9 protein-coding genes and 1 pseudogene are annotated in these 11,739 nt (G+C 71.6%); 3 read left to right on the top strand and 7 right to left on the bottom strand.

Annotation, left to right across the window (positions count from 1 at the left end; translation table 11 throughout):
- From AQJ27_RS25595 to AQJ27_RS25585, 3 genes are all read right to left on the bottom strand, one after another.
- The gene (locus AQJ27_RS25595) at positions 1–414 is read right to left on the bottom strand and encodes a VOC family protein (RefSeq protein ID WP_067373275.1); all 414 of its coding nucleotides are present in this window, start codon (positions 412–414) and stop codon (positions 1–3) included.
- 6 nt (positions 415–420) lie between these two features.
- Positions 421–1,191: an SDR family oxidoreductase gene (locus AQJ27_RS25590; protein WP_079065255.1), complete on the bottom strand. Its 771-nt coding sequence runs from the start codon at positions 1,189–1,191 to the stop codon at positions 421–423.
- A gap of 202 nt (positions 1,192–1,393) precedes the next feature.
- Positions 1,394–2,653, bottom strand: a complete 1,260-nt coding sequence (locus tag AQJ27_RS25585) for a cytochrome P450 family protein (RefSeq protein ID WP_067373272.1) — start codon at positions 2,651–2,653, stop codon at positions 1,394–1,396.
- A gap of 159 nt (positions 2,654–2,812) precedes the next feature.
- Between AQJ27_RS25585 and AQJ27_RS25580 the strand changes: the two genes are divergently transcribed.
- The 3 genes and pseudogenes from AQJ27_RS25580 to AQJ27_RS58805 all read left to right on the top strand — a co-directional run.
- Entirely contained in the window at positions 2,813–3,643 is an 831-nt protein-coding gene (locus tag AQJ27_RS25580) for a class I SAM-dependent methyltransferase (RefSeq protein WP_067373269.1), read from the top strand.
- Positions 3,644–3,929: 286 nt separating this feature from the next.
- Positions 3,930–5,072 (top strand): transcription termination factor Rho, encoded by a 1,143-nt coding sequence (gene rho, locus AQJ27_RS25575; protein ID WP_067373266.1) that lies wholly within the window; start codon positions 3,930–3,932, stop codon positions 5,070–5,072.
- Positions 5,073–5,197: 125 nt separating this feature from the next.
- Positions 5,198–6,031 (top strand): annotated as a pseudogene (locus AQJ27_RS58805) (D-alanyl-D-alanine carboxypeptidase family protein); the annotation flags it as partial.
- A gap of 59 nt (positions 6,032–6,090) precedes the next feature.
- On the opposite strand, the gene AQJ27_RS60515 reads toward AQJ27_RS58805, so the two are convergent.
- From AQJ27_RS60515 to aspA, 4 genes are all read right to left on the bottom strand, one after another.
- Positions 6,091–7,476: a glycosyltransferase 87 family protein gene (locus tag AQJ27_RS60515; RefSeq protein ID WP_079065244.1), complete on the bottom strand. Its 1,386-nt coding sequence runs from the start codon at positions 7,474–7,476 to the stop codon at positions 6,091–6,093.
- Positions 7,473–8,885: a polyprenol phosphomannose-dependent alpha 1,6 mannosyltransferase MptB gene (mptB, locus tag AQJ27_RS25565; RefSeq protein ID WP_067373252.1), complete on the bottom strand. Its 1,413-nt coding sequence runs from the start codon at positions 8,883–8,885 to the stop codon at positions 7,473–7,475. Before mptB ends, AQJ27_RS60515 begins: the two co-directional genes overlap by 4 nt.
- A 209-nt stretch (positions 8,886–9,094) precedes the next feature.
- Positions 9,095–10,045, bottom strand: a complete 951-nt coding sequence (locus AQJ27_RS25560; protein ID WP_067373248.1) for a glutaminase — start codon at positions 10,043–10,045, stop codon at positions 9,095–9,097.
- A gap of 33 nt (positions 10,046–10,078) precedes the next feature.
- Positions 10,079–11,497 carry an aspartate ammonia-lyase gene (gene aspA, locus AQJ27_RS25555; RefSeq protein ID WP_067373243.1) on the bottom strand — a complete coding sequence of 473 codons (1,419 nt, stop codon included), beginning with the start codon at positions 11,495–11,497 and terminating at the stop codon, positions 10,079–10,081.
- Positions 11,498–11,739: the final 242 nt, after the last annotated feature.

The raw sequence follows: 11,739 nt of genomic DNA, 5'->3' as shown, positions 1-11,739 counted from the left end.
TCACTCTGCGTTTTTCTCTATGAGTTCGATGAGATTTCCCTCGGGGTCGGTGACCCAGGCCATGCGAATACCGGGTTCGGGGGAAGGACCCGGTTTCATGGCCTCGCCCGCTCCGCGCGCCACCAAGGCCGCGTAGACGGGGTCGAGTTCCGGGGTGGTGACCGCGAAGTGCCCGTATCCCTCGGTGAGGGCGGCGGTCAGCGGGTCCGGGGCCCGCAGCCCCGGCGCGGATCCGGGCCTGGCGAGGAGTTCGATCCGCCAGCCGTGCGGATGTTCCAGGACGACGGCACTCAGACCGGGCCCTTCGAGGGCGAACTCGAAGACGGTCCTGAGCCCGAACGCCCCCTGATACCAGATGGTCTGGGCGGGCAGATCGCGTACGTTGACGCCCACGTGGTCGAGTCGGACGGTCACCGGCGCTCAGCCGGCCATCGCGCTGTCGCCACCGTCGACCATCAGGTTGGCGCCGTTGACGAACGCCGCCTCGTCGGAGCAGAGGAAGGCGGCGGCGCGCGCGATGTCCTCGGGCTCCCCCACCCGGCCTACCGGGATCCGCGCCTCCAGCTGCGCCTTCGGGCCGTCGGGGTCGTCGAGGAAGGGCGCGGTCGCGGAGGTGTGGGTCATGCCGGGGGCGATGGTGTTGACCCGGATGCGGTGCGGGGCGCCGGCCGCGCACAGGTGCTTGCTCATCGCCAGCACCCCGCCCTTGGCGGCGCCGTGCGGGACCATCGGCATGAAGGGGGCGCCCCGGACGGCGGCCACCGAGGCGACGTTGAGGACGGCTCCGCCGCCGCGGGCGATCAGGTGCGGCCAGGCGGCCTGCGTGCAGAAGTAGGGGATGTCGAGCTCGTTCTTGATGGTGAAGTACCAGTCCTCGGCCGGCATGGTCGCGAACGGCCCGTTCCGCAGTGCGGAGGCGTTGTTGTAGAGGATGTCGATCCCGCCGAGGGCCTCGATCCCCGCGTCGATCCACTCATGGGCGCCCGCCTCGGTGGAGAGGTCCACCGGTGCGAGGGACCGCATGACACCGCCGGCCTTCTCGACGAGTTCCACCGTTTCCGCGGCGGCGTCGGCATCGAGGTCGCAGCCGAATACGGTGGCGCCTTCCGCGGCGAATACCTGGGCCGCGGCCCGCCCTATTCCGGCCCCCGTTCCGCTGATGAAAGCGATTTTTCCGGCCAGTCGACCCATGATTGCCATGTCCCTTGTCCAGTGCCGCCGGTGTGCGGTGGTGGCAGCGTAGGGACGGCCATTGCCCAGAACAAGAAAAGGGTCGGCGCAGGGGCATCGCGGTGTCGTATGGCTGGTATGCGGCGCGGTGTCGTACGGCGGTATACGGCGCGGTGGTCTACGGCGGTATACGGCGCGGTGGCGTACGGCGGTATGCGCGCGGTCAGCCGTGGGAGGTGCCGAGCCGTACCGGAAGTGCCCGCACGCTGTTGCCGACGAAACTGGAGTGCCGGGAGAGTTCCGCCTCCGTCACGGCGAGGTCGAGGTCGGGGAAGCGGGTGAACAGCCGCTCCAGGGCGATGGTCGCCTCCATGCGTGCCAGCGGGGCACCGAGGCAGTAGTGGGCGCCGTGTCCGAGGGAGAGGTGGCGGGTGGCGCCGGACCTGCCGGGCCGGGTGACGTCGAAGCGGTCGGCGTCCGGGCCGTGCACGGACGGGTCGCGCCCCGCCGCCGAGTAACCGGCCAGCACGGGCGTGCCCTTGGGGATCACCGTGCCGTCGACGGTCAGGTCCCGGACCGGATAGCGGAAGGGGAAGTAGCTGACGGGCGCGTCCCAGCGCAGGGTCTCCTCGACGACGTCCGCCCAGCCCACCCCGCCCTCGCCCTTCATGACCAGCTCCAGCTGGTCCCGGTGGCCGCAGAGCGCCCGTACGGCGTTGGTGAGGAGGTTGAGCGTGGTCTCGTGCCCCGCGATGATCATCAGTACCAGGGTGCCGATCAGCTCCTCCTGGCTGAGCCGGTCGCCCTCCTCGTCCCGGGCGGCGATCAGCGCGCTGGTGAGGTCGTCGCCCGGCCGCTCGCCCCGAGCGACGGCCACGGCGGCGAGCACGGCGACGAGTTCACGGTTGGCCGCCAGGGCCTTCTCGGGGCCGATGTCGGTGGCGACCACCTGGTTCGACAGGTGGTGCAGCCGGTCGCGGTGCTCGGCGTCCACCCCGAGCAGTTCCCCGATGACCCCCATGGGCAGGGGCATCGCGAAGTGCCGCCGCAGATCGGCGACTCCGCCGTCCCGCTCGGCCGCGGCCCGGAGGTCGTCGAGCAGTCCCGCCGTCAACTCCTCGATCCGGGGCCGTAGTTCCTCGACCCGGCGCGCGGTGAACGCCTTGCTCACGAGCGAACGCAGCCGCCGGTGGTCCTCGCCGTCCGCGGTCGTCATCCCGCGTACGGTCGCGAAGGTCGCGAGCGGCCACCCCGGCGCTATCCGCCCCTCCCGCAGCTCGGTGAAGTGCTCGGCGCCCTTGGCGACTTCGGGATGCGCGAGGAACTCCTTCAACGCCTCGTGCCCGAGCACCGCCATGCCCTCCACCTCGCCGGGCAGCACCACCGCCGCGACGGCGCCCCGCTCGAGCAGCCGCGCGTTGTCGGCGTGCGGGCAGCCGCCGGCCGGGTCCATGCGGTGCGGCGTGCCGGGAGAGGTGTCCACCGGAGGTCTCCTTATGGGCGTGGGGAGTCGGGAGCGGGCGCTGCGAGCCGTTACGACGAAGGATTCTGCCCGCTCGTCCCCGTGACCGACAGCGATGGCGTACGCGCCGATCCGCGGTTCTTCCCCCGGATCCGCCTGCGTCCACGGTTGGATGTTTCCATGACCGACGAGCACGAGCGGATGATGCGGGCCAACCAGGCCAACTGGGACGCGCGGACCCCCGTCCATCTCGCCAGCCGGTTCTACGGGCTGGGCGAGAGGCTCGACCCGGCGCGCTGGTTCGCCGCCTTCGAGTGGGAGGACCTCGGGGACCTGGCCGGCCTCGACGTGCTGCATCTCCAGTGCCACCTCGGCACCGAGACGATCGCCTTCGCCGAGCGCGGCGCGCGGACCGTCGGCCTGGACATCTCCGAGGCGTCCGTGGCGGCCGCGGCCGCCATCGCGGCACGGGCGGGCGCCGACGTGACGTACGTACGAGCCAATGTGTACGACGCCGTCGAAGCCCTGGGCGGGCGGCTGTTCGACGTGATCTACACCGGCAAGGGCGCCCTGTGCTATCTGCCCGACCTGGACCGCTGGGCCGCCGTCATCGCTCAACTGCTGTGCCCGGGAGGGAGGTTGTACATCGCCGAGTTCCATCCGCTGCTCAACGCGCTGGGCCCCAAACCCGCCGAGGGCGAGGGCACCGAACTGCTGCTGCGTCACGACTACCTGGGCGGCCGGGACGCCGTGCACCGGAACGCGACCTACACGTACACCGACGGACCGGCCGTCGAGGGCGCGACCGACAGTTACGAGTGGATGCACGGAATGGACGAGGTCGTCAACGCGTTGACCACAGCGGGACTCGGTATCCGCCGGCTCCGGGAGAGCGACGAGCTTCCCTGGCCGCGCTGGCCGCAGATGGTCCGTACGCCGTCCGGCTGGTGGCGCCTGCCGGAGGGGGAGCCGCGCATTCCGCTGCTGTACGGCCTCCTGGCGAGCCGTTGAGAGACAGATCACAACCACTTCGCCGCAAGCCGTGGTAATCTCCAGTCAGCACTTGTGTACGCCCCGTCTCGGGCGCCGGTGCTGAATCTCCTTCTTTCGCTGACACGCCCGTCGCTTTTCCGATCGGGTGACCAGCTTCTTCGCATCACCTTCCGAGCGCGGTCAGCCGTAGTTCCTTCAGGTGATCTTCCCCGCCGCACCGAGGCGTGAGCACGCCGCCTCCCCCCGGCACACCCCCTCCCTTCCTCATGACCTCATGAATCCGTCCTCGAAAGGACCACCTCTCATGACCACCACACTCGAACACCCTCCCGTACAGAAGCAGCTCCCGGCCCACGCCACCGGTGTCCTCGACATCGCGCACAACGGGCAGGGGTACCTGCGCGCCGCCGAGAGCTGCCTGCCCACGCCGACCGACGTCCAGGTCTCCGCCGCACTGATCCGCCGTCACGGCCTGCGCACGGGCGACACCGTCGAAGGCGTACGCGGCGGACCCCGAGCCCTCGCCGAGGTCGAGCGGATCAACGGCCGCACCCCCGACGAGCTGCGCCGCCGCCCGCACTTCCGCGACCTCACCCCGCTGCACCCGCGCGACCGGCTCCGTCTGGAGCACCCGGCGAGCGGCATGGCCGGACGCGTCGTCGACCTGGTCTCCCCCGTCGGCAAGGGCCAGCGCGGTCTGATCGTCGCCCCGCCCAAGACCGGCAAGACGGTACTGCTCCAGCAGCTCGCCGGCGCCGTCGCGGGCAACCACCCCGAATGCCATCTGATCGTGCTGCTCCTCGACGAGCGGCCCGAAGAGGTCACCGACATGCGGCGCTCCGTCCGCGGCGAGGTCTACGCCTCGACCTTCGACAAGACGCCGAAGCAGCACATCGCCCTGGCCGAGCTCGTCGTCGAGCGCGCCAAGCGGCTCGTCGAACAGGGCGAGGACGTCGTCATCCTGATGGACTCGCTCACCCGGCTGTGCCGCGCGCACAACAACGCGGCCGCCTCCGGTGGCCGCACGCTCAGTGGCGGCGTCGACGCCGCCGCGGTGCACGGCCCCAAGCGGTTCTTCGGCGCCGCGCGCCTCGCCGAGGAGGGCGGCTCGCTCACCATCCTCGCCACCGCCCTGGTGGAGACCGGCTCCCGTGCCGACGACTACTTCTTCGAGGAGCTCAAGAGCACCGGCAACATGGAGCTCCGCCTCGACCGGATCCTCGCCTCACGGCGCGTGTTCCCGGCCGTGGACATCATCCCGTCCGGTACCCGCCGCGAGGAACTGCTCCTGCCCGGGGCCGAGTTGACCGCCGTACGCGGACTGCGACGCGCCCTGCAGACCCGGGACGCCCAGGCCGCCCTGGAAACCCTCCTGGAGCGGCTGCGCGCCACGCCGGACAACGCGGCCTTCCTGCGTCAGGTCCAGCCGACCCTGCCCACCGCCTGACCCCCACCCCGAATCCACCGCGCCGGACCTCCCGGACCTCTCCCGCGTGTGGCATCCGGGTACTGCATCCCCTCGCTCGGGCCTGGCACCTCGGCGCACGGCGACTCCGTTCCTACGTTTGCGGTATGACAATCGGATTCCCATCCCGGATGGTCGTCTCGTTGACCGCCTTCTCCTGCTCCGCCCTCTGTGTGGCCGGAGCGCTGGCCCTCGCGCCGAGTCCGGCCTTCGCCCGCCCCGGTACGGGCCTGCCGAGACCCATGGCCTCCCAGACGCCCTACCTCCAGCGGGCCGGGACGCAGGTGCGCACACGGTCCGACGCCCCCGAGCTGCCGGACATCTCGGCGCTGTCGTGGGTGGTGGCCGACTCAGGCACCGGCGAGGTGCTCGCCGCGCACGACGCGCACCTCAAGCTGCCGCCCGCCAGCACCCTCAAGACCCTCTTCGCGCTCACCGTGCTCCCGGCGCTGCCCGCCGGCATCCAGCACACCGTCAAGGAGGAGGAACTGGAGGGCATCGGCGACGGCAGCAGCCTGGTGGGCGTGGCCGCGGGGCACACCTACCGCGTGTCCGACCTGTGGCGCGGCGTCTTCCTCAACTCGGGCAACGACGCCGTGCACGTACTGGCCGCGATGAACGGCGGCTGGCACCGGACGGCGGTCCGGATGCAGTCCAAGGCCCGCTCGCTGGGCGCCCTCGACACCCATGTCGAGTCGCCCGACGGCTACGACACCCCCGGCCAGGTCTCGTCGGCGTACGACCTCGCGGTCTTCGGACGGGCCGGCCTGCGCAACCCGGAGTTCGCGCGCTACTGCTCCACCGCCGAGGCCAGCTTCCCCGGCGACGGCTACCCGTACGAGATCCAGAACACCAACCGGCTGCTGACCGGCGCCGACGGGGTGGCGCCCTACCCGGGCCTGATCGGCGTCAAGAACGGCTACACCACCAACGCGGGCAACACGCTCGTCGCCGCCGCGCACCGGGGCAAACGCACCCTCCTCGTCACGGTGATGAACCCTCAGGCGGGCGGCGGCACCACGGTGTACGAGGAGGCCCGCTCGCTGCTCGACTGGGGCTTCGCGGCCGCCGGGCACGTCGAACCCGTCGGATCGCTCCCCGACAGCCGGTCCGTCCCGGCGGCGGGCGCCTCGCCCGTACAGGCGAGGACCGGTTCCGCGGACGGCCCCGACGGCGGCTGGCCGGAGGCGGCCGGGATCCTGGGCGCCGCGGGTCTGGGCGCGGGCGGAGTGGCCCTCGCCCTGCGTCTCAAGGGCGTGCGGCCCACCCGCGACTGACCCACTGGCAGCCACAGCAGCAGCCCGAGCGTGATCCACGTGTACGTGTTGCTGCCGAGGAATCCGTCGAGGCCGGAGGAGTCGTCGAACCAGAGCCACACCACGCTGCTGCACAGCACCGCGTACAGAGCCGCCGCGACCCGCGCACGGTGCCGGTGCAGCAGTACGGCGAAGGACGGCAGCAGCCAGACGAGGTGGTGCACCCAGGTGATCGGGCTGAGGAGGCAGGCGGCGAGCCCGGTGAGGGCGAACGCGGCCGTCCAGTCCTCGTCGGCCAGCGCCCACGAGGTCCGCCGCGCCCACACGCAAAGGATCAGCAGGGCGGTCGCCGCCCACACGGCCCGACTCGGTTCGCCCGGTGCGGCGAGCCGGGCCAGGACGCCCTGCAACGACTGGTTGGAGACATAGGCGAGACGTCCGATGCGATTGGTGTCCCACAGTGCCTCGGACCAGTAGAAACGCGAGGCGTCCGGCGCCACCCAGGCCGCGAGACCGGTGGCCGCCGCGGCGACGGCCGTCGCGACCCCGGCGGCGCGCCAGCGACGGCCGAGCAGCAGCAGGCCGATGAAGAGCGCGGGGGTCAGCTTGATCGCGGCGGCCAGCCCGATGCCGACGCCCGCCCGGCGTCCCCGGCCGGTGGACAGCAGCCAGGCGTCGCTCAGGACGAGCGCCAGCAGCAGGAGGTTGACCTGCCCGAAGCTGAAGGTGTCGCGGATCGGTTCGAGCAGGGGCAGCAGACAGGCCGCGAGGGCGTAGCCGTACCAGCCGTAGCGGCGCAGCGCGGGCCCGACCAGGATCCACACCACGACCGCCAGCGCCGCGAGATTGAGCACCACGGAGACGGCGATCGCCGTGCGCAGCCCGATCAGCGCCATCGGCAGCATGGTCACGGCCGCGAACGGCGGATAGGTGAATCCGTACGTGGTTCCCGGCACCCAGTAGTCGTAGATCCGGCCGCCGTGATGGACCCAGGCGTCGACGGTGCCGTAGTAGACGCGCAGATCGAACCAGTCGCGCAGCAGTGGCACGGTCGCGGTGAACACGGCGACCGCGACGGCGAGAGTGAGCAGGCCGAGCAGCCGCCGGCCGTCGGTGTCCAGATGTCTCATGCCGTCCGCCCCAGCACCGGCGGCTGCGCCGGCTCCTCGGCCCGGGCGGCCTGACGGGCCTGCCAGAGCACGACGAGGGCGAGTGCGCCGCCGGAGACGGCCAGCACCACCTGATCGACGTCCGGCGGTCCGCCGCTCGGCAGTACGGCGAGCGCGAGTACCGCACTGGCTGCCGCGACCCGGTGGCGCACCGAGCCGTTGGGCGCCGCGGCGGCGATGAGGAACAGGCCCCACAGCGCGTACCAGGGCCGGATCGCGGGACCGAACACGGCGACCGCGCCCAGGCTCAGGCCCAGCGCGTAGATGGGGCCCGGCCGCAGGCGCAGCCATATGAACAGGACGACCAGGACGGTCACCACCAGCCCGGTCGCGTGCCAGACGGGCATCGCCAGCGGGGCGAGGCCGCTGCCGAGATCCTTCAGCAGGGCGCCGGTGGCGCGGCCGAGGACGCTGGTGGGCGACCAGTTGTGCGGGGAGACGGGGGTCTTCAGGGCCGCGATCCAGCCGTACCCCGTGCCCGTCACGGCGGTCACCGCGGCCGTGGTGGCGAGCGCGACCCCGGTCGTGGTCAGGACCGTGCGCACTACTCCGCGACGCCCGCGCAGCGCCACCACCGCCAGCAGGCCGAGCACGGCCGGCGCCTTGACCAGGGCGGCGAGGGTGATGAGGACGACGCCCAGCAGGTGCCATCGGCCGCGTGCGGCGACCAGGCCGACGCCGAGCAGTCCCAGCATGATGGCGTCGTTGTGCGCACCGGCCACCAGGTGCAGCAGCACGAGCGGGTTGAGCGCGCCGAGCCACAGCGCGGCGGCCGGATCGGCACCGCTGTGCCGGGCGAGGCGGGGCAGCGCCGCCGCCATCAGGCCCACGCCGAGCAGCGCGACCAGGCGCATGCCGAGCAGCCCGGCCGGTATCTCCCCGCGGGTGAGGCCGGACAGCGCGGAGGCGACGGCGAGGAAGACCGGGCCGTACGGCGTCGCGGTCTGCTGCCACACCGGTGCCACCTCGTCGGCGAGCGGGCCGCCGAGCTGCGCGGGCCCGTGGGCGTACACGTCGATGTGCGCGTCGACCATGGCGCCCTGCGCGAGATAGCTGTACACGTCCCTGCTGAACAGCGGCGGCGCGAGAAGCAGCGGCGCCGCCCAGGCCGCGAGCACCAGCAGCAGTGCGCGCGGCGTCGGCGGCTGCGGACCGCGTACGACCTTGCCGAGCAGCACCCACGCGGCGATCAGCAGGACGACACCGAAGTAGACCCCGACCACGCCGAGTACGGCACGCGCGGAGCCGGGGTCGAGGAAGTCCCGCGTGGGCAGGGCGCCGGCCGTCTCACCGCCGAGCGCGAGAAAGGCGGTACCGATCAGGCCCAGGGCCTGACAGCGGTGGAGATCGAGGGGAGCCTTGGCCAACACTTGGCAAGCGTGTCAAGGGCGGGTGGCCGGAAAGCGACGCCATGCCTTCCCGGCGGGGTCCGTAGAGTTACCTCCGCGTGGTGCTTCGTCGGGTGCGGGTGCGTTGTGGCTTGTCGCGCCCACGCGGCGGAGCCGCATATCGTCACAGCCCCGCGCCCTGACGGGGCGCTCTACCGAGCCGGGATGGGGTGAACCCCGCCCGTACGGACTCAGAACACCGACACGCCCGTCAGTGTCGTGAAGCGGTCCAGGGCCGCCACGCCCGCCACCGAGTTGCCCCGCTCGTCCAGACCGGGGCTCCAGACGCACAGGGTGCAGCGGCCGGGGACCACCGCGATGATGCCGCCGCCGACGCCGCTCTTGCCGGGGAGGCCGACGCGGTAGGCGAATTCGCCCGCCGCGTCGTACGTGCCGCAGGTCAGCATGACGGCGTTGACCTGCTTGGCCTGGCTCTGGGTGAGCAGTCGGGAGCCGTCGGCGCGCAGGCCGTGCCGGGCCAGGAAGCCCGTGGCGAGGGCGAGGTCGGCGCAGGACGCCTCGATCGAGCACTGGCGGAAGTACTGCTCGAGGAGGACCGGTACCGGGTTGTCGATGTTGCCGTACGAGGCCATGAAGTGGGCGAGGGCCGCGTTGCGGTCACCGCGGGTGGCCTCGGAGGCGGCCACCTCCTTGTCGAAGGTGAGCTCGGCGTTGCCGCTCTCCGCACGGAGGAAGGCCAGCAGGGTGCCGGCCGCGTCTCCGGTACGGGTCTGGAGCCGGTCGGTGACGACCAGGGCGCCCGCGTTGATGAACGGATTGCGCGGGATGCCGTTCTCGTACTCCAGCTGCACCAGCGAGTTGAAGGGGTTGCCGGAGGGCTCGCGGCCGACGTGTTCCCACAGTTCGTCGCCCTCACGGGCCAGGTCGAGGGCGAGGGTGAAGACCTTGGTGATGGACTGGGTGGAGAACGGCTGCCGCCAGTCCCCCACGCCGTACACCGTGCCGTCGAGCTCGGCCACGGCCATGCCGAAGCGCCGGGGGTCGCAGGCGGCCAGCGCCGGGATGTAGTCGGCGGGCCGGCCGCGGCCGGGTGTCTGCCCGATCTCGGTGGCGATGCGCTCCAGGACCGGCTGGAAGGTCGGGGACGACGGATACGACGAAGACACAGCCATGATCACCATTGTGCCGCCGGACCGGTCCTGGTGCGCATCGGGTCACACCGCCTGCGGGGTGCCGCTGCCCGCGATCACCTCGGGCCGCAGCAGCGCCGCCAGCCGCTCGGCGGGCAACAGGCCCTTCTCCAGGACGAGTTCGGCGACGCCGCGCCCGGTGGCGAGGGCCTCCTTGGCGATGTCGGTGGCGGCCGTGTATCCGATGTGCGGGTTCAGGGCGGTCACCAGGCCGATCGAGTTCTCGACCGCGGCGCGCAGCGCCTCCGTGTTGGCGGTGATCCCGGTGACGCAGCGCTCGGCGAGGGTCAGGCAGGCGGTGCGCAGGTGGGTGATGCTCTCGGACAGGGAGTGCAGGATGATCGGCTCGAAGGCGTTGAGCTGGAGCTGCCCCGCTTCCGCGGCCATGGTGATGGTGACGTCGTTGCCGATGACCTCGAAGGCGACCTGGTTGACGACCTCGGGGATCACCGGGTTGACCTTGCCGGGCATGATGCTCGAACCGGCCTGCACCGGCGGCAGGTTGATCTCGTTGAGGCCGGCGCGCGGCCCGGAGGACAGCAGCCGCAGGTCGTTGCAGCTCTTCGACAGCTTCACAGCGATCCGCTTGAGCACACCGGACATCTGGACGAAGGCGCCGCAGTCCTGGGTGGCCTCGACCAGGTTGGCGGCGGTGACCAGGGGCAGCCCGGTGATCGCGGCGAGGTGGCGACGGGCGGATTCCGCGTATCCGGCGGGGGCGTTGAGGCCGGTGCCGATGGCCGTGGCGCCGAGGTTGATCTCGTGGATCAGCTCGACGGCCTCGGCGAGCCTGCTGCGGTCCTCGTCGAGCATCACCGCGTACGCCGAGAACTCCTGCCCGAGGGTCATCGGCACCGCGTCCTGGAGTTGGGTACGCCCCATCTTCAGCACGTCGCGGAACTCGAAGGCCTTGGCGGCGAACGCGTCCTGGAGCACGGCCATCGCCTTGAGCAGCTCGCGCACCGCGAAGACGGTGGCGACCTTGACCGCGGTGGGGTAGACGTCGTTGGTCGACTGGCCGAGGTTGACGTCCTCGTTGGGGTGCAGGTACTGGTATTCGCCCTTGGCGCGGCCGAGGAGCTCCAACGCCCGGTTGGCGACGACCTCGTTGGCGTTCATGTTCGTCGAGGTGCCGGCGCCGCCCTGGATGACGTCGACCACGAACTGGTCGTGCAGCTTGCCGGCGCGGATCTCCCGGCAGGCCGCGACGATGGCCATGGCCTTCTCCGGTTCGAGCAGGCCGAGTTCCTCGTTGGCACGGGCGGCGGCCTCCTTGACGGCGGCCAGGGCCTCGATCAGATGCGGGTAGGCGGAGATCGACGTTCCCGTGATGGGGAAGTTCTCGGTGGCGCGCAGGGAGTGGATGCCCCAGTACGCCTCGGCCGGGACGTCACGGTCCCCGAGCAGATCGTGTTCACTGCGGTGCGCTACGGCGACGGTCATGACTGAGCGGTCCTCTTTCGGAGGGGTGAGGGTGGATTGGGTGAGGGGTACGGGCTGGCCGGTCAGGGGCGAGTCACTGATCCAGCCCTGAGGCGCACGAACCTAAGGGGCGCGAGGAACTGCGCGACCAGCCACGACGGCCCCGCACCCGCTGCAAGAGGCCGGCCCCCACGAACCCAAGGGGCGCGGGGAACTGCGCGACCAGCCACGACGGACCCGCACCGGCGACGCACCCCCACGAC

This window comes from Streptomyces olivochromogenes, assembly GCF_001514115.1.
GTDB classification, from domain to species: domain Bacteria; phylum Actinomycetota; class Actinomycetes; order Streptomycetales; family Streptomycetaceae; genus Streptomyces; species Streptomyces olivochromogenes.
The sequence above is the reverse complement of the archived record's forward strand: the minus strand, read 5'-3'. Positions and strand labels throughout refer to the sequence as shown.